The organism is Labilithrix luteola (genome assembly GCF_001263205.1).
Taxonomy (GTDB): domain Bacteria; phylum Myxococcota_A; class Polyangia; order Polyangiales; family Polyangiaceae; genus Labilithrix; species Labilithrix luteola.
The window spans coordinates 1,041,801-1,058,951 of the sequence record NZ_CP012333.1; the positions used below are offsets into that span (position 1 = coordinate 1,041,801).

Below are 17,151 nucleotides of genomic sequence, written 5' to 3' on the forward strand. Positions count from 1 at the left end.
GAGGTCAGGGACGATGTCGGACCTCAAGCGGGGCCGTTTTTGCCTATGACGGTCGCGACATTCCGCCCGGGCATGGACGCCACGTTGCGAGCGCGCAAGAATGGGCCGAAATGCCCGCGGACGGTCTCGGCCCCACGACGCAAGACAGCTGGCTCGACCTCGCGCGGAAGGTGGATTGGACCTTCCGATACGTCGATGAGCGTCAGGTATATCCAGACGAGGCGAGCGGTCGACCGTGGCTTCCCCACGAGGCGTGGGCGAATTGGGACGAACCTTACCGCACGACATACAAGCAATACGTCACGACGCAGTCGGAGAAGGACCACGCGCTCGACGCAATTCGTGACGCCGTGGGCAACGTCGACGCGTACCGTCGACTCTCTCCGGATTGGAGGAGTGCGGTCAAACTCCATTCGGCCACGCTCGCGCTGACCGAGTTCGCGGCGGTCATCGGAAACCTCCGCGCGGCGCGCTTCGGTCGCGACAGTGCCTGGCGTTCGACCGCGCTCCTGGGGGCGCTCGACGAGACGCGGCATGCGCAGATTCCACTTCTGCTCATGCACGATCTCGTGCGCGCGGATCCACAGCTCGACTGGACGCACAAGTTCCTGCACACCGACAGCTGGCTCGCAATTGCGGCGCGCCATTTCGTCGACGAGCTGCTCCTCGTCTCCGATCCCATCGAGTTCGCGGTCGCCACGAACTTCGTATTCGAGACAGCGTTCACGAATCTCCAGTTCATCGGGTTTTCGTCACTCGCCCACGCTGCCTCCGACACGCTCTTCGAAAAGATGCTGTCGAGCATCCAGACCGACGAGGCGCGCCATTCCCAGATTGGCCCCGCGGTCCTCGGCATTCTCGTAAAGCACGATCGCGCTCACGCCCAGTATCTGCTCGACAAGTGGTTCTGGCGAAGCTGGCTCTTTTTCTCGATCGTGACCGGCTTTTGCATGGATTACCTGACGCCACTCGAGCACCGCACGCAGTCGTTCGCGGAGTTCGTCGACGAATGGCTCCTCGATCACTTCGAGTCGTCGCTCGAGCGGTTCGGCCTCGAACGTCCTTTCTATTGGAAGGAGTTCGTGGCCGGGATCTCGAGTTACCATCACCGCGTCTATCTCTCGGCGTACACGTACCGCGCGACGACCTGGTTCGACTTCCCCATGCCGGGTCCCGACGAACGCGCTTGGCTCCGTGAGAAGTATCCTTCGACGTGGGATGGTCTCGACCCGCTCTGGTCGGCGATCACCGAGCGCTGGCGGACGGGCGGTCCTGGTATGGAGTGGTACGTCCATGGCACGACGCCGATCGGCTTCTGTACGCTCTGCCAGCTACCGCTCTGCCACGGCACGATGCCCGACAACACCGCGCGCGTCGTCGACATCGAGGGCGAGCGGCGCGTCTTTTGCTCCGAGCCTTGCGAGTGGATCTTCCGCTCCGACCCGGCGCGCTATCGGCACCACAAGGACGTGGTGCGACGCATTCTCGACGGTGAAGCTCCGGCCAACGTCCTGCAACTGACGAGGGAGTACTTCGGTCTGCCTGAGTCCCTCCAGGGCAAAGACGTGAAGGGCGGGAGCTATCCCTGGCTCGCGCAACAGGGCACGAAGACCGAGAAGCCGGCGAGGAAAGGACCGTGACCGTGCAGCCCGCCCCGATCCCCGTTTACGGATTCGTCGCTGGAGACGTGCTCGGCCTCGTCGTGCTCGTGCGCCCCGAGGAAACGGTCGCCGAGCTCGCGCGCAAGCTGCTCGAGGCCGCGGCGGTGCGCGTCGGAAAAGTCGAAGCCGCGGACGTTTGGTTCAAGGGAGCGAAGCTCGATCCTCGACATTGCATCGGCGAGACGTCGCTCGCCGCACTCGACCGCGTCGACGTTCGCCCGAGGGCCACCTGATGGCCTTTGCACGCGCGGCGACCGTCTCCGACGTGTGGGAGGGTGAGCCCTTCGCGTGTCGCGTGTCGGGCAAGCCCGTGCTCCTCGTGCGTTTCGGTGCGGACGTCGTCGCGTACGCCGATCGTTGCGCCCACCTCGGCTTCGCGCTGAGCAAAGGCAAGCTCGAAGGTCACGTTCTCACGTGCGGCGCCCATCACTGGTCGTTCGACGCACGCAGCGGCGCCGGCCTCAATCCGAGAGATGCGTGCCTCGTGCGCTACCCCGTACGACTCGAGGGCGACGACGTCTTCGTGGACGTGGAGCTGCGCGCGTCATGACCAACTTGAAAGCGATCAACGTTGGCCCGGTGCTCGTTGCGAGCGAGCTCGGACGAGCCATGGCGGAGGTCATCTGCGACGAAAACGCAGACGCCGTGGTGACCGATCGCGGCTCGTACCTTCGTATTCTCGTGCCTTCGCGTTGCACACTCACGCGCTCCCGACTCGAAGCAGCCTTGCAGCGGCGAATCGCCTTCCCGAGCGATCTCGAACCGGCGCTTGTATCCTTCAAGGGCGCGTTCGAGGTCGACAGCGAGCGCGCGTGCTGGCATGCACGAGGGTCCGAATGAGTCCGCGGCGCTCCTATTGGCATCTCGAAGGCTTCGGTCGAAAACCGTCGCGCTACGAAATCGTCTCGAGTCGCCTGCTCTATCATCCCGAGCGAGGTTTCGCGGTGAGCACGCCCGCAGGGGCTCTTCACGAACGATTCGGCCGGGGCTCGAGCATCACGCCGGTGTCTTGGGAGACGTTCGAGGATCCGCGTGAGACCACGTACAGCTCGTACACGAAGCTGCAGTCGGGCAAGGAGACGTTCGTCGACGGGCTCTTCGACCTGGCCGACGAGACGGGTGAGCTCCGGCGTGTTCCGGCGTCATGGCTCGCGTTCGTCATTCGCGTGGTCGCGCCTCTTCGCTACCCGCTGCACGCACTGCAGATGATCGCGTCGTACGTCGGGAGCATGGCACCGAGCGGGCGCATCACGCTCACCGCGCTCTTCCAGGCCGCCGACGAGCTGCGTCGCGTCCAGCGCATCGCCCAGCTCACCCATCGCCTCCACAGCGAGCACACCTCACTCGGTGGCGACGACGCGCGAACGCGCTGGGAGAACGATCCGATCTGGCAGCCCATGCGCGAGCTCGTCGAGCGCCTCCTCGTCACCTACGACTGGGCCGAGGCCTTCGTGGCGATGAACCTCGTCATGAAGCCGCTCTTCGACGGGGTCTTCATGATGGACGTGCCGATTCACGCGGAAGCGGTCGCTCCCTCGATACTGCGTGGATTCTGTTTCTCGCTCGCCGAAGACGCCCGCTGGCACGCCGAGTGGAGCGAGCAGCTCGCCATGCTCATGAACGAGAAAGAGGCGAATCGAAGGCTCATGGCCATGTGGGTGCAAGCCTGGACTCCCCGCGCCTTGCACGCCGTCCGTGCCTTCGCGCCCCTGCTCGACGGAGACCTCCTCGCACGACGCGAAGCAGCGTTCTCGAAATCGCTCGAGCGACTCGACCTCCCGCGTCCCGCAGGATCGCGGACATGAGCCAGCTCTCGAACGAGCGAATCAAGGGCGAGGTCGGCGTCACCACCACGGACGAAGGCGAATCGCTCTTCAAGATCATGGCCAACACGGCCCCGGTGCTCCTCTGGATTGCCGGGCCCGACGGTCGCTGCACCTTCTTCAACGATCCCTGGCTCGCGTTCACGGGCCGAACCATGGAGCAGGAGGTCGGCGTCGGCTGGGCCGAGGGCATCCATCCCGACGACTTCCAGGGCACGATGAACGCGTACCTCGAGCACTTCGTCGCACGGCGCGGGTTCAAGCTCGAATACCGGCTTCGTCGCGCCGATGGCGAGTATCGCTGGATCCTCGACACCGGCGTGCCTCGTCACGCAGCGGACGGAACCTTCGCCGGTTACATCGGCTCGTGCATCGACGTCTCCGAGCGCAAACTCGCCGAAGACACGCTTCGTCGAAGCGAAGCCAAGGTCCGCGCCATCCTCGAAGCGGCCGGCGACGGCATTCTCACGCTCGACGAACGCGGGGTGGTCGAGACCGCGAACCGCGCCGCCGAAAGGCTCTTTGGATGGCCGGCCGACGAGCTCGTCGGAATCTCCATCGAGCGCCTCGTTCCCGAGCTGGGCAGCGGCCAGCGTCTCGACATCGCGACCGTCGCAACAGGCATCGCCCACGAGACCGTCGGAAGAACGCCCGAGGGCGCAGTCATTCCCGTCGAAGTCGTCCTGAGCTCCGTGGAGTGGCCTCGCATCGTCACCGCCGTCGTTCGCGACGTGCGCGAACGCCAGCTCCTCGAGCGACAGATGCAAGAGGCCAACGAGGAGCTCCGTCGGAGAGTCGGCCAGGACCTCCACGACGGCGTGGGTCAGCAGCTCACCGCGGTGGCCTTCATGGCGAAGAACCTCGCGAACGATCTACCCCCCGCCTACGCGCCGAACGGGGCGCGCCTCGTCGAGATCGCCAACGACGCCATCGGCCAGGTTCGACGGCTCGCGCGAGGCCTCGTTCCCTTCGACGTGGGCGAACGTCACCCCGCGACGATGTTCCAGGACCTGGCCACGAGCTGCCATGCGGCCTTCGGCGTGTCGTGCTCGTTCGACTGCGACGAGACGGCCGCGAATCTCGATCAGACCGTCACCACGCAGCTCTATCTCATTGCGCAAGAGGCCGTCTCGAACGCCGTGAAGCACGGTCAGGCAACCGAAGTGAAGATGAAGCTCGCCAAGAGCGGAGAGCGAACGAGCTTCGTCATCACCGACAACGGCAAGGGTATCCAGGCCCCGAGCACGCGCCCCGAGAGCCACGGCGTGGGACTGGCGAGCATGAAGTACCGGGCGCGCATGATCGGCGGCACCATCACCACGAAGCCGCAGCAGCCTCGAGGCACCGTCGTCGAGTGTGCGTGGTGGGACGTGGGCAGACTCGTCTAGTCCGACGCGACGAGCGTGAGCGCGCCCGAGCAGGATGTGCGCGCTCAGCCCGTGCGGGTGCGGCCTTCGCGAAGCCAGGAGGCGGCGTGGATGATGAGCTCGGAGGCCGTTTGGAGGCCGAGCTTCTCCTTGATGCGCATGCGGTGGGTGTCCACCGTCTTGTGACTGATGTGGAGTTGATGCGCGATCTTCGAGGTGCCGAGGCCCGTGCCGATAAGGCGGAAGACTTCGAGCTCGCGATCGGTCAGACGATCGATGTCGGAGCTCGGTTGGGCGCGCTGGTTCGACACGCTCGAAAGCAGGCGGTCGGAGACGGGCGGACTGACGAACACACGGCCGCCGAGGATCTGGTGAATGGCGGTGATGAGGTAGTCGGTGGCTTCGTGCTTCATCACGTAGCCGTTCGCACCGCTACGGAGGGAGCGGAGGCCGAAGAGCATCTCGTCGTGCATCGAAAGGACGAGAATGCGGAGCTCGTGGCCTTCGGTACGCAGGCGCGAGACGAGATCGAGGCCGTTTTCGGTCCCGAGAGAGATGTCGATGACCGCCGCGTCGGGCCGCTCTTCCTCGACGGCCTTCATGGCCTCCGTGATCGAGCCGGCCTCGGCGCAAACGCAGAGCTCGGGGTCGCGCCCGATCAGCCCCGCTAGCCCTTCGCGGACCACGGGGTGGTCGTCGACGAGCAGAACCTTGCGGCGGCGATGCGAGGAAGCCGGGGACGGCGAGGCCTCGTCCGGAGCTTGCTCTCCAGCTCTCACGAGCGCTCCTTCATTGTGAGTGATGTGCGTGTGCCGAACGACTCGGAACTGCGCGTGCGCCGAGAAGCTCTATCAACGTGACGCGGACCAATCAAGCGACGCACAGCAAACACGATAACGGCCGAGTGTGCCTGGCTTCATGACGCTTGCAAGAGGCTCGCGATGGGTTCCCGTGCCGCAGGCGTCGCCGCGTACCGCGCAGCCGCTCGCGAGCTGGTCAGCGTCACGACCAGCCGCGCGAATACTGCATTGCGGCATGACTCGTTCACGCGGCGCGGATGGGCTGCGCGAGCTTCTTCGCCGCCGCCACGAGGAGTTCGGCTTTGAAGGGTTTGATGATCCAGCCCTTCGCGTTGAGCGACTTGGCGCGGTGAACGAGCTCGGGCTGGGCCTCGGTGGTGAGCATCACCACGGGCAAGAGCTTCCACTTCGCGTCCCGACGCAAGCGCTCGAGGAAGTCGAGGCCCGGCAGCCGCGGCATGTTCACGTCGCAAACGACGAGCGCCACGTCAGGTGCGTCGAAGAGCTTGTCGAGCGCGTCCAAGCCGTCTTGCGCCTCGATGACCTCGAATCCGGCGGTCACGAGCGCGTGCCGCACTTGCTGCCGAACCATCGCCGAATCGTCCACGACCAGAATCTTGGTGCCCATCGTCGTCTCGCCTCCACGCCTAAAACAGAACCATGTCGCCTTCGGCCAGCTCGAAGGCACGCACCTCGGGACCGTCCGATACTTCGAGCGCGGGATCGATCTCCGCCTCGAGTCGAACGTGGACGCGACGACTCGCGTGATCTTCGTGCGACTCGCCCAGCCCGCTCGAAGGAGACCGAACGGCTCGATTTGGGCCGTCGATCTCGAAGACGTACCAGGCGGAAGTCTCGGACGACGGCGTGAGTGCAAGTTCCCGCCCGAGCGCCGTCGTGGGTGTACCGAGCAGCAGCTCGACACCGCGTGCGAGGAGCTTGTTCTTCAAACGCCCGAGCAGCATGTTGGCAAACTCGCCGAGGACGTCCCCCAACATTCCTTCGTCGGTCTTCGCCCCAATCGCCCCAATCGACGCGATCGACACAATCTCGTTGGGCCGCAGCGCTTCGGCCGTAACGCGGCGCGCGACGAGTACGAGTGAGCCGCGCACCTTCGTTCCCGCGAAGCCGATCGTCGCGATGACCGACTCCTTCTCCGTGCGCCCGGAATAGCCGGTGACGCGGCCCTCGTACGTACAGGCCTTGCCGTACGCCTCGAAGAGCTCACGCGCCACGGCGATCAACGTTTCCTCGATTCGTTCGAAGCGTCGGTCCATGATTCCTTCGTAGTCCTCTCGATTCCTCACGCCGCGGCGGGCGAACGACTGGCTCGCTCCGCGAGAGGAGACACGTCGAGCACCATCGACGCCTGGTCGAAGATCAGTCGCAACCTCGTGCCGTGACCGACCTCGCTGTCGACCGAGAGCACACCACCGGCGAGCTTGGTGGCGTCGAGCAACGCACCCATGCCCATGCCTCGTCCAGAGAGCTCCGTCGTTTCACTCGCCGTCGAGAGGCCGCCGCGGAAGAGCGCGGCCTCGAGCGAAGCCTTCGAGCTCGGCGTGATCCCGAGCTGGATCGCGCGGGCCTCGACGGCCTTCCAATCGATTCCTCGCCCGTCGTCTTCGATCTGAATGACGAAGCGCTCGGCTTCGAGCATCGTGCGAAGGACGAGGCGACCGCGCGGATTCTTCCCGGCGACGGCGCGCTCGTACGGCGACTCGATCCCATGATCGATTGCGTTTCGCACCGCGTGGACGAGCGCCCCCCAGACCGGCGCCCAGCGACGCGGGTCGAGCCTGAGTCCGTGGTCCTCGATCTCGACGTCCACCTCCTTCCCGAGCCGCTCGGCGATTCGCTTGGCCTGCTCGGCGAAGAGATCGAGGCGCCGGCGCGTTGGCTCGAGCCTCAGATCGCGGATGCGCGGAAGCAGCCAGGGTGACGTCAGTCGCGCCTCTTCTTCGAGCTCCGCCTGCTGGTGCTCTTCGAGCTCGATGATGCGGCGGCGGGTACCGAACCGCTCGAGCGACGAGGTCACCACCATCCATCGATCGGAGAGGCGCACGAGCTCGGTGGCGGTGGGCTGCCGCCCGTCAGCGACGGTCGACTCGAGATCGTGGCAAATGTTCGCAATGGTCTCGAAGCCGAAGATGGCGCTGTTGCCCTTGAGCGTATGGAGCTTCCGGCCGAGCGTCGTGCGATCGAGCTCTTCGCCGCCGGTGATGACAGCGACGAGCGCATTGGCCTCCTCGAAGTATTCCTGCACAGCGCTGCGATCGCTCGTGAGGCGCTCGAACAGGTGCAGCACCTCGCGCCATTCGCGCTCCGAGACCTCGCGACGAACCTCGGCGGTCACGTCGGTGATGACGACCAGGAATTTCTCGGGAGACTCGCCCGCGACGCTCTCGATGGGAACGTAGGTCACGTCGAAGTGTGTCTCGGCGGTGGCGAAGCGCTTGGGCATCTGGTCGAGCAGGAGCTCGAGCGGCAAGATCCCGTCGACCAGCGCCTCCCAGGACAGCTGGGTTCGAATGGCGAAGTCGGGCGCGAGTGAGCCGAGCGCGACGAAGATGGTGTCGGGCGCATCGGGAAACCAGCGGTCGAACGCCCTCGAGCGCTCGACGGAGAGGATGCCGTGCCGGTCGATGGTCGCGAAGCCCTGGTCGACGTTGTCGAGGAGGAGCCGCAGATCTTGGTTGCGCCGGAGCGTCTGCACGAGGCGCTCGAGCCCGGTCACGCCGTCGAAGAACGACCGCGCGATGTGACACCCGGCGGCGGACTCGAGCACCACGAACATCGCGTGCACGGCCACGACCCACACGGGTGCGTCGTAGTTGAAGACGGAGCGGGGAACCAAGAACCAGAGCGCGAGATGATGCAGCGTCACGGTGAGCGCAGCGGCCACGATGACGATGGGATTCCCGAAGATCGCGAGGATGGCGATGAGCGAGAAGAAGTAGAAGTGCATCTCGGTCTGTATCGGCCCTTGGCCGAAGTGCACGAGCAGACCGCCGAAGAACATCGCGGCCATGCCGTGCACGACCGAGATCGAGCGAGGGTTGGACAGACTCACGCACGCGACGAGCGGCCCCGCGAACACCGCCAGGGCCAGCACGAGCGCGAGCCACGGGCGCGTTCCGTTCATCCACGCAACGCCCATCAACACCGGCACATGAAGCGCGAAGAACGCCAACGCGAGACGATTCGTCCGGCGGAGGTGACGCGCCTCGAACGCCGAGATCGTCTTCGGTAGGACGAGGAACGAAAGGAGCGCGCGCATCACGTGCTCCCTCGGAACAAGCCGATGGGATCGAGCCGTTCACGAAGCTCGCGCGAGGCGGCGCATCCAAAGACCGGAAGCGGATCGCTCGAGACCGAACGGCGTGCCCGATCGATGATCTCGCGGTCGCGCGGTGCGGGACCTTGCTTCGACGTGGTGTATCCACCGGAGTACCGAATCGCTCCGTCGGGAGCGACGACCACGAGCAACGGAACGGCTTCGATCCCGAAGGTCGCTTCGAGATCGTCGACCTTCACGGTCGTCACCTCGAAGCCGCGCGCAGCGAGCGAGTCGCGCATCCCATCGTCGTGCCCGACAAGAATCACGTGCTCGGACACATCGCGCAGGCGCGGCGTCGTCCGCAAGTGCTCGGCGATCCTCAGCGAGCAGCGGCACTCCGCGTAGAGAACATGAACGGCCATGAGCTTCCCCTTCTCGCCTTCGCGTCGAAGCGTGGCCATCGCCGCGGCGAGGCGGGGCGAACCCGCGGACGGACGCGGGAGCGGAAGGAGGTGGCGCGCGAGCAGGACGGCGCAAAGCCCGACCATCGCCGCGAACCATCCTCCGAGGAGAACGAGCGCGGCCTTGCGCCGAAACGTTCCTAGAGCACCGACCACGTGGAAGAGAACGACCGCACGGTGCAGGGCTTGAGCAGAAACGACGAGGAAACATCCGAACGAGCGCCTTAAGCGCCACCGGGCACAGGCCGTTTCTCGGGAGAGGATGCTCTCGAGCGCGCTGCGCATTCTGCTCATCGACTCCGTGGACGCGGCGCGGACGCTGCTCGCGAGGCGCCTGCGCGCGCAGGGTCATTTCGTCGAGGAGGCAAGCGACGCGGCAACCGGCGCGGAGATGGCGCTCTGCTCACCGCCCGACGCGGTCGTGGCCGATCTGTGGATGCCCGGCATCTCCGGCGTCCAGCTTTGTCGTCTGCTCCGCTCCGAGGCGGCAACCGCCGACGTCGTCGTGGTGCTCTGCGGTGAGAGCGACGAGCCGCGCGATCGCTTCTGGGCCGGAAAGGCGGGAGCCGACGAGTATGTACCCAAGCGCAGAACGGGCGAGCTCGTACGTGCCCTGACCCGCGCGTGCTCGAACCGCACGGCGAGCGAGCCCTTCTTCCTGCAGCTGGGTGACGGGGCACAGGACGTGCGTGACCGCATTGCTCGTCATCTCGATGCGGCGCTCTTCGATTCCGTCATCGCCTCCGAAGTGCGTGCGCTCGCGAGCGCAGGGTCGTTCGAACGACTCTTCGATCTGCTCGTCCAGTTCGTCGCCCAGGTGACGCGCTATCGCTGGATCGCGTTGCTCGCATCGGCCTCTTCGTATCTCGCGATCCACCATCGTCCTGGCGAGGCGGAAGCGGTCGATGCCGAGCTCCGCGAGGCCGTCACGCTGCCCGAAACTCCGACGATGCTGCGCATCGAGGACGAGGACGCGTCGGAGGCGCCCAAAGCCGCCTGCGCCGCGATCGTGCGTCGTGTGCCATTCGGTGACGGCACGCTCGGCTCGCTCGTGCTCGCTCCGTGTGCCGTGTCGGAGTCCGAGGCGCCTCGCCTCGTCACGCTCGTCGCCAACGAGCTCGGCGGTCCGCTGCGTGTGGCCGAGCTCATGGAGGAATCGCACCGGCTCGCCGCGACCGACGCGCTGACCGGTCTTCTGAACCGTCGCGCGCTCTCCACCCTTCTCGGCTCGGAGGCCGCCCGTTATCAGCGTTACGGTCACCCACTCTCCCTCGCGCTCCTCGACGTCGACCACTTCAAGGTGATCAACGATCGCCGAGGTCATGCGTCGGGCGACAGGGTCCTCGCGGGGCTCGGCAAGCTGCTCCGAACGGGGATCCGCGTCGTCGACGCCGCAGGGCGTTGGGGAGGCGAAGAGTTCGTGGTCCTCTTCCCGAACACGAATGCCGAGGGCGCCCTCGCGGCCGCGGAGAACCTGCGGGCCGCGATCGAGGGCATGACGCTGGAAGACGACGGCGGGCTTCCGCTGCAGGTCACCGCGTCGATCGGCATCGCGACGCTCCTTCCCGGAGAGAGCATCGACGCGTTCATCGACCGAGCGGACCGGGCCATGTACGCGGCCAAGACCGGAGGGCGGAATCGCGTCTCGGCCTTGCCACCAACCGTGACATCCGAAGCCAAGGCGCTGGTCCTACGGCCGAGTTGAAGTTGAACGTCATTTGCGACTAGCCCCGACGCCAGAGCGCGACGTTGCCAAAAAGTCGAGCATTGCGACTTGACGCCTTGCAGAGGGGGCGCGACATCTTCTAGTCCATGCCTAGCGCGCGCCCCACCTGGGCCACTTGTCAGGACGTCGGCGATGGCCGCGAACTTCGCGGCTCGCGTTTCCACTTTGATCGTTTTGCGCGTCCGCGAACGGAGGGGTGCACGTGAAGGCCAAAGTTTCCCACGACGATCGCTCCTCGGGGCACGCGCACGCGCAGACGCCCAACCTGGAGCATTTCCGCACGGTGCTCCATGAGCACATGCTCAAGCGCGGGCTCCGCACGACCGACCAGCGCAAGCTCATCGTCGAGACGTTCTTCCACTCCCCCAACCACGTCAGCATCGAAGAGCTGCTGGCCGAGGTCCGCCGCCAGGATCCCAAGGTCGGCTATGCAACCGTCTACCGGACGCTCAAGCTCCTTACGGAATGCGGCGTCGCCTTCGAGCGCAAGTTCGGCGACGGCCTCACGCGTTACGAGCTCGCCGACGAGGAGTCCCACCACGACCACCTCATCTGCGTCGACTGCAACAAGATCATCGAGTTCGAAGAGCCGAAGATCGAGGAGCTCCAGGAGCGCGTCGCCGCCCGCTACGGCTTCGTCCTGAAGAGCCACAAGCACGAGATGTACGGCACTTGCTCGGAGTGCCAGGCGAAGGCGCGCGGCTCGATTCGTCGAACCGGCAACTGAGCCCCTCGACCGGAGCTAGGCCTTCTCGCCTTCGAACGTCCGCACGTCGGTTACGACCCAGGCGCAGCGGACGTCGCCGTCCGTGAAGGGCACCTCGGCGACCACCTGCCAGTCGAAGGCCACGGCGATCGAAACCGCAGGCGGCGCGTACTTCGGCAGCGTTCGATCGTAATACCCGGCGCCGTACCCGATGCGATGACCGCTCGGGTCGACCGCGATGGCCGGCACCACCACGACGTCGAGCGCAGTAGCCTCGGGCGCGCCGGCGGGCGGCTCCATGAAGCCATAGCCCTGTTCGACCATCGCTGTCGGATCGTCGACGAAGCGAAGCGCCATGTCGTTCGTGTCGGGGTCGATGGCCGGATAGGCCACGCGAACACCGCGGGCGCGAAGCGAAGCATCGAGCGGGCGAAGATCCACCTCGTGACGCTCGACGATGGGCCAGAACAGCGCGACCGACTTGGCCGCCACCATCGCCGGATGCTCCTCGAGACGCGCCACGAGCGCGGTCGAACGAGCGGCGCACGCGTCGAGCGGCATGGTCTTCCGAACGCCGCGAAGGCGCTTGCGAAGCTCCGCCTTCACCTTGAAGCGGATGACTTCTTCCGGCGCGAGCTTGTGCGAGTGGGGTTCGTGATCGAAGGGACCGCGACGATTCATGACGCCACCTTTCGCCGCGTTCCGGTGCGCGAGGCCTCCGCGCGAACCTTCGGCTCGGAGCGAGCCGCGTAGTTCATCACCACGAGCTCCTCCACGTCTCCACGTTTGCTCGGGTCCGAGTTGATGGCTCGTGCGACGTCGACCACCTTCATGCGGAAGCCTTGGTAGAGCGCCTTCGTCTCCGGCGAGCAGGCGTTCGAGAGCATGGCGCGGACACCGCGCGAGCGGAGCTCGCTGAGAACCTCGACGAGCCGTTCTTGCTCCTTGGGACCAAAGCGCTCGGCGGCGTAGGCGGTGAAGTTCGAGGTCTTCGACACCGGCACGTACGGCGGGTCGAAGTACACGAAGTCTCCGCGCGAGAGCTCGGAGGCGACGGCGGCAAAGTCGGCCAGGCGGATCTCGACCCCCTGCAGGGCCTGGTGGGCCGCGCGCAGCACCTTCGTGTCGAAGATGCGCGGCTTCGCATAGCGGCCGAAAGGAACGTTGAACTGCCCCGACGCGTTCACCCGCCAGAGGCCGTTGAAGCAGGTCTTGTTGAGGAACACGAGCCGTGCGCCCCGCTCGACGCGCGACATCTTCTTCGTGCTCGCCTCGCGAACCTCGTAGTAGTGCGCGCGGCGCCCGTCGCCATCGAGCGCGAGGTGCTTGTCGCTGTATTCGCCGAGGAGCTTCTCGAGATCACCAATCTCGTTCTGGATGGCGCGATAGAGCGCGACGAGCTCTTCGTTCTTGTCGGAGAGGATCGCCTTCTTGAACCGCCGGCGCGGCTCGGCGGCGAGCGCGAAGAACATCGCGGCTCCCCCGCAGAAAGGCTCCGCGTAGGTCTCGAAGTCGTCCTTCGGCATGAGCGCGACGAGGGTCTCCACGAGGCGAGCTTTGCCTCCGGCCCACTTGATCACCGGTCGCGCGGTCACGGTCCGTTCGTTAACGCGACCCGCCGTCGCGCGCAAGATTCCCGGGCAAAAAGGCGGAGATCTTGCCCTTCGAGACAGCGAAGGTCGCGCTCACACCGGAGGTGGTGCAGAGCCATTCCTCGCCCTTCTTCCCCTCGGCGGGCGCCCCGTTCGGCCCGCAAGCGATGCGCTTTCGAGGGCCGGAATCGGCGGTCGTGACCTCGAGAAGCAGCGTCTTCTGCGCATTTTCCGGAGTGAACGAGGTTACGCGGTCGGCATAGAGGGCCGCGAGGGCGTCGCGCAGCTCGGCGGGGTCCTTGGTGACCGGCTTGCCCTCGTAGGTGACCGAGACCGTGGCTCCGAGATCGGCCGGCACCCGGAGGAGCGCGCGGCTCACGTAGTTGCGCGACAGCAGCTCGAGCATCGATTTCGGGGCGACGAACACCTCGGGACGCCCCTCGACCTGCCCGTAGACGCCTCCCTCCCCGCCATCCTCCTGAACTTGCGCGCCGAAGAGGACCGTCTTGGGGTCGTTGCCTCCCTCGAAGCCCAGAAAGACGCGGCAGTGGCTGCCTTCGAGGCCGAACGCAGGATCGTCGGCCGTGTCGGACACCCAGGCGTCGACCTTGCCACGCGTGAGCGCCGAGACGAGCTCGGAGAGCGAGCCATCGGCCTCGTAGCCCTTCGGCTCGACGAAGCGGAATCCCTCGCCGGTGTCGACGAGCTCTTGGGGCGTGCCGCAACGGAGGAGGACGCGCGTGACCTTTCGCGTCTCGCCGAGGAGCGGGCGCGGACGGAGGCTCGTCTCGCGGGGCACGAGCAAGCGGGCGACCGCAGGCGGCACTTCGAGGCGGGCATCGTCAGCGAGACGGTGCACGGGAACGAGCTTCGAATCCTTGGCGATCGGACCGATCTCGACGATCTGCTCGAAGTCGCCGGAGCGCACGCGCGCCTTGGCGACGGGCGTGAAAGGCGGCTGCCCCTTCGAGGGCACGGCGGAGTCGCCTTCGGCCGTCGCGATCTTCGAGACGAGCTCGCTCGCGGCGTCGGCCTCTTCGGTGGAGAGGTCGCGATCGAACGGCGCGCGCGCGTGGAAGCCCGTTCCCTTGCGCGCGATCTCGATCTTGGCGGGAGCTGCGCCCGCGTCTTGGCCGCCCTGCCACTCGAGAATGAGCTCTTCGATCTCGTCGGCGTTGAACGAGAAGGGCCGCTTGTCGACGAGGCTCTTGGGAGACATCGACAACGCCTCGAGCACGCTCTTCGGCGCGCACGCAGCAACGCGTGTGGGAGCCTTTCGGAGCACCACCACGTCGTTCGGGCTCGTGGGACACGGGCCGCCGATGACGAGCTCCGCAGGGGGCTTGTCCTTGTCCTTCGGAACCATCCGAATCGTGGCGACGGGCTCGGCCGTCAGGCGATCCGCATCGGCGTCGTTCGGGAAGACGGAGGCTCGCATCTCGGCCAGCGCCCCCCAAACGCGCTCGAGAGTGTCGCGCGAGGCCAGAACGCCTTCCGACGCGACGCGGAAGGCGTGATCGTCGATGCGCTCGAGCGCGAAGCCCGCCCGCGCTGCCGGGCGCGCGACTTCGAACCGATCGAGCTCGAGCGAGAGATACGGCACCACCGAGCGATCGCGGTACGTGTCCGACGATTGGAGCAGCGCGTCGCTGGTCTCCTTCGACACCACGAAGGGCGCGCCGTCGTTCACGCGGAAGTAGCTCGATCCCTCGGGCCGAGGCGACGGAGCACCGAGCGCGAAGCGCTGGACGAGGCCGCCCATGGTGATCGAGCCGTGGACGCGAGGCTCGTCGAGGCCGAGCGTGGGCCCCTCGGTGGCCTTGCGAACCGCGGTCGCGAACTCGAGTGTGGTGATCAGGCGATCGACCGCCGCTTGGTCCGAACGGCCCTCGTGTGGCGACACCATGCGCCACGGCGCATCCTTCTTTGCGTCGCGCTCGAGAACGAGCTTGTCTCCATCGTGCACGATCTCGATGCGCGAGAGCTCCTCGCGACGCCAGGCGGAGAACGCGTTGTTCTCCCGACTCTTGCGCTCACCCTCGGTGACGCGGTCGCGATCGACGAAGAAGTATCCGCCGAGCCCCGCGGCCAGGGCAACGAGCACGATGGTGGTCGCGTGCTTGCGGAGCGCGTTCACTTCTTGCGCTCGGCCTTGGGCTTCTTCGAGACGGCCTTCGGGCTCGCCGCCCTCGGCTTGCCCTCGCTCGCGCGGCGTAGGAACGCAATGGCGATACCGAGCAGCGCCACGGTGGCCGGCATGAAGAGCAGCACGTAGCGACGGATCTCGGAGCGCGATTCGTCGGTGATGCGGATACCCGCGGCGACCGCGCTCTTCTCCGGGACATCGAGAATTTGCGGTTGCGCGGCGAGCCACGAGATCGCGCTCTCCACGAGGAGCGCAGCGCCGCGCACCGGGAGCGGCTCACGGAAGCTCGCCTGCGTGAGCATGCTCGCCGAACCGAGCACCACGACACGCGGACCGTGCGGGGCGGAGGGCGAGAGCTTCGGACGCTCCGAGGCCAACGCGATCGTGAGCGGGCCACCGAGGTCGCCCGCGCGCTTGCGAGGCGCGTCTTTCCACTCCGAAGCGCCCGCGACGTTCGTGAGGCCGAACGCCTTCGCGCTCGTCACGAGAAGATCCTGCGGCGTTGCGCTATCGGCTTCGGACTGGCGATGCATCGAGCGCGCGAGCTGCACCACGACGCGGGGTACCTCGCGCTGCGCATCGCTCTTCACGAGGCCCGCCGTGATGGGGTGCGACTTGGGCTCGGCGACGAAGCGCATACCGCCGCCGCCCGGAAACGCCAGGTCGGGGTCTTCCTCGATGACGACATCTTCGTCGAGCGCGATGCCGAACGGACCGAGTGCTCGTTCGAGGCCCGCCGAAACGAGGCCCGTCTCCGTGTCACCGGTGATGGGGCTCGCGGCGAGGAGGAGATTTCCGCCGCCGAGGAGCCACGTGCGAAGCCGCTCGGTCTCCTCTTTCGTGAACGCACCGCGAAGGCCGGGGACGATCGCCACCGCGCAGCCCTTGAAGGGCTCGTTCGCATTCGGCGCCGAGGCGTCGACGCCCACGACCTCGTAGTTGTCTTTCTCGAGGACGTCTTTGAGCAGCCCCACGCCTTGATCGCCGAGCTCGAGCGGGCTCATTTCGCCGTGACCGCTCGTGAAGCAAAGCTTCACCTTCTCGCCGCCGAGCACGTTGCGAATGGCCCCCGTGAGCGCCTGCTCTTCGCGCGGCGACACCTTGGTGTCGTCGGCGTTCGAGATCTGCACCATGTCCGAGGTGGTGAGAAACCAGTGCTTGTCACCACGTGCGACGACGACGATCGCGTCGGCCACGACATGGCCTGCTTCGGTACGGCCCGTCTCGATCTTGTACTTCTTCTTCACGTCCTCGAGCGCGATGACGTCGCGATCGGGGTCGACGTAGTGCACGTCGAGCTTCGTGGTCTCGGCCTGGTAGGCTACGAGCAGTTGCTTCACGCTCTGCTCGAGAGGATCGGAGGAGCCGAGGAGAACCCAGATCTGCACCGGCTCGGGCAGGTCGCGGAGCGTTTGCACCGTGGCCGGCGTGAGCGAGTAACGTTTGCTCGCCGTCCAATCCCAGCGCGTATAGCGACGCGCGACGAGCACGTTGACGAGCACCACCACGACCATGGCGGCGACGACGCCCACGAGCTGGGAGATCTGCGTGGAGTCGAGCGGGAATCGACGCTTGCCGTGACGCGCCAT

At 66.3% G+C, this 17,151-nt stretch carries 17 protein-coding genes; 8 read left to right on the top strand and 9 right to left on the bottom strand.

The window, feature by feature from the left end:
* Positions 1-110 precede the first annotated feature (110 nt).
* Genes AKJ09_RS04715 through AKJ09_RS04740 form a run of 6 tightly spaced genes read left to right on the top strand, consistent with a single transcriptional unit; the run spans position 111 to position 4,872 of the window.
* A complete protein-coding gene (locus AKJ09_RS04715; RefSeq protein ID WP_146645982.1) occupies positions 111-1,640 on the top strand; it encodes a ferritin family protein in 1,530 nt (509 codons plus the stop codon).
* Positions 1,637-1,894, top strand: coding sequence for a hypothetical protein (locus AKJ09_RS04720; RefSeq protein WP_146645983.1), 258 nt, complete (start codon positions 1,637-1,639; stop codon positions 1,892-1,894). The genes AKJ09_RS04715 and AKJ09_RS04720 overlap by 4 nt, the downstream gene beginning before the upstream one ends.
* Positions 1,894-2,211: a Rieske (2Fe-2S) protein gene (locus AKJ09_RS04725; RefSeq protein WP_146645984.1), complete on the top strand. Its 318-nt coding sequence runs from the start codon at positions 1,894-1,896 to the stop codon at positions 2,209-2,211. The genes AKJ09_RS04720 and AKJ09_RS04725 overlap by 1 nt, the downstream gene beginning before the upstream one ends.
* Positions 2,208-2,501 (top strand): MmoB/DmpM family protein, encoded by a 294-nt coding sequence (locus tag AKJ09_RS04730; protein ID WP_146645985.1) that lies wholly within the window; start codon positions 2,208-2,210, stop codon positions 2,499-2,501. Before AKJ09_RS04725 ends, AKJ09_RS04730 begins: the two co-directional genes overlap by 4 nt.
* A complete protein-coding gene (locus tag AKJ09_RS04735; RefSeq protein ID WP_146645986.1) occupies positions 2,498-3,466 on the top strand; it encodes a ferritin family protein in 969 nt (322 codons plus the stop codon). The genes AKJ09_RS04730 and AKJ09_RS04735 overlap by 4 nt, the downstream gene beginning before the upstream one ends.
* The gene (locus tag AKJ09_RS04740; protein WP_146645987.1) at positions 3,463-4,872 is read left to right on the top strand and encodes a PAS domain-containing sensor histidine kinase; all 1,410 of its coding nucleotides are present in this window, start codon (positions 3,463-3,465) and stop codon (positions 4,870-4,872) included. The genes AKJ09_RS04735 and AKJ09_RS04740 overlap by 4 nt, the downstream gene beginning before the upstream one ends.
* 44 nt (positions 4,873-4,916) lie before the next feature.
* Here AKJ09_RS04740 and AKJ09_RS04745 read toward each other — a convergent pair whose 3' ends face one another.
* The 5 genes from AKJ09_RS04745 to AKJ09_RS04765 form a co-directional block, all read right to left on the bottom strand.
* The gene (locus AKJ09_RS04745; protein WP_146645988.1) at positions 4,917-5,630 is read right to left on the bottom strand and encodes a response regulator; all 714 of its coding nucleotides are present in this window, start codon (positions 5,628-5,630) and stop codon (positions 4,917-4,919) included.
* Positions 5,631-5,895: 265 nt separating this feature from the next.
* On the bottom strand, positions 5,896-6,279 hold the full coding sequence (locus AKJ09_RS04750) for a response regulator (protein ID WP_146645989.1): 384 nt from the start codon (positions 6,277-6,279) through the stop codon (positions 5,896-5,898).
* A 19-nt stretch (positions 6,280-6,298) separates the two neighbouring features.
* Complete coding sequence (locus AKJ09_RS04755) at positions 6,299-6,928, bottom strand: chemotaxis protein CheX (RefSeq protein WP_146645990.1); 630 nt, start codon at positions 6,926-6,928, stop codon at positions 6,299-6,301.
* 26 nt (positions 6,929-6,954) lie between these two features.
* Positions 6,955-8,931 carry an ATP-binding protein gene (locus tag AKJ09_RS04760; RefSeq protein WP_146645991.1) on the bottom strand — a complete coding sequence of 659 codons (1,977 nt, stop codon included), beginning with the start codon at positions 8,929-8,931 and terminating at the stop codon, positions 6,955-6,957.
* Entirely contained in the window at positions 8,931-9,548 is a 618-nt protein-coding gene (locus AKJ09_RS04765) for a hypothetical protein (RefSeq protein WP_146645992.1), read from the bottom strand. The genes AKJ09_RS04760 and AKJ09_RS04765 overlap by 1 nt, the downstream gene beginning before the upstream one ends.
* A gap of 106 nt (positions 9,549-9,654) precedes the next feature.
* Here AKJ09_RS04765 and AKJ09_RS04770 point away from each other — a divergent pair, with 106 nt between their 5' ends.
* Positions 9,655-11,097: a diguanylate cyclase gene (locus AKJ09_RS04770; RefSeq protein WP_146645993.1), complete on the top strand. Its 1,443-nt coding sequence runs from the start codon at positions 9,655-9,657 to the stop codon at positions 11,095-11,097.
* A 223-nt stretch (positions 11,098-11,320) separates the two neighbouring features.
* The gene (locus AKJ09_RS04775) at positions 11,321-11,845 is read left to right on the top strand and encodes a Fur family transcriptional regulator (RefSeq protein ID WP_240488390.1); all 525 of its coding nucleotides are present in this window, start codon (positions 11,321-11,323) and stop codon (positions 11,843-11,845) included.
* Positions 11,846-11,860: 15 nt separating this feature from the next.
* Here AKJ09_RS04775 and AKJ09_RS04780 read toward each other — a convergent pair whose 3' ends face one another.
* Genes AKJ09_RS04780 through AKJ09_RS04795 form a run of 4 tightly spaced genes read right to left on the bottom strand, consistent with a single transcriptional unit; the run spans position 11,861 to position 17,151 of the window.
* Positions 11,861-12,505: a 5-formyltetrahydrofolate cyclo-ligase gene (locus tag AKJ09_RS04780; protein ID WP_146645994.1), complete on the bottom strand. Its 645-nt coding sequence runs from the start codon at positions 12,503-12,505 to the stop codon at positions 11,861-11,863.
* Positions 12,502-13,419, bottom strand: a complete 918-nt coding sequence (locus tag AKJ09_RS04785; RefSeq protein ID WP_169927260.1) for a DNA adenine methylase — start codon at positions 13,417-13,419, stop codon at positions 12,502-12,504. The genes AKJ09_RS04780 and AKJ09_RS04785 overlap by 4 nt, the downstream gene beginning before the upstream one ends.
* Positions 13,420-13,429: 10 nt before the next feature.
* Entirely contained in the window at positions 13,430-15,553 is a 2,124-nt protein-coding gene (locus AKJ09_RS04790; protein WP_146645996.1) for a DUF4340 domain-containing protein, read from the bottom strand.
* Positions 15,550-17,151 carry a GldG family protein gene (locus tag AKJ09_RS04795; RefSeq protein ID WP_146645997.1) on the bottom strand — a complete coding sequence of 534 codons (1,602 nt, stop codon included), beginning with the start codon at positions 17,149-17,151 and terminating at the stop codon, positions 15,550-15,552. Before AKJ09_RS04795 ends, AKJ09_RS04790 begins: the two co-directional genes overlap by 4 nt.

Coding starts and splice junctions, on each gene's coding strand:
- AKJ09_RS04715 (WP_146645982.1), top strand. CDS start 111: ATGCCCGCGGACGGTCTCGGCCCCACGACGCAAGACAGCTGGCTCGAC.
- AKJ09_RS04725 (WP_146645984.1), top strand. CDS start 1,894: ATGGCCTTTGCACGCGCGGCGACCGTCTCCGACGTGTGGGAGGGTGAG.
- AKJ09_RS04730 (WP_146645985.1), top strand. CDS start 2,208: ATGACCAACTTGAAAGCGATCAACGTTGGCCCGGTGCTCGTTGCGAGC.
- AKJ09_RS04735 (WP_146645986.1), top strand. CDS start 2,498: ATGAGTCCGCGGCGCTCCTATTGGCATCTCGAAGGCTTCGGTCGAAAA.
- AKJ09_RS04740 (WP_146645987.1), top strand. CDS start 3,463: ATGAGCCAGCTCTCGAACGAGCGAATCAAGGGCGAGGTCGGCGTCACC.
- AKJ09_RS04750 (WP_146645989.1), bottom strand. CDS start 6,279: ATGGGCACCAAGATTCTGGTCGTGGACGATTCGGCGATGGTTCGGCAG.
- AKJ09_RS04755 (WP_146645990.1), bottom strand. CDS start 6,928: ATGGACCGACGCTTCGAACGAATCGAGGAAACGTTGATCGCCGTGGCG.
- AKJ09_RS04760 (WP_146645991.1), bottom strand. CDS start 8,931: ATGCGCGCGCTCCTTTCGTTCCTCGTCCTACCGAAGACGATCTCGGCG.
- AKJ09_RS04770 (WP_146645993.1), top strand. CDS start 9,655: ATGCTCTCGAGCGCGCTGCGCATTCTGCTCATCGACTCCGTGGACGCG.
- AKJ09_RS04780 (WP_146645994.1), bottom strand. CDS start 12,505: ATGAATCGTCGCGGTCCCTTCGATCACGAACCCCACTCGCACAAGCTC.
- AKJ09_RS04795 (WP_146645997.1), bottom strand. CDS start 17,151: ATGGCGCGTCACGGCAAGCGTCGATTCCCGCTCGACTCCACGCAGATC.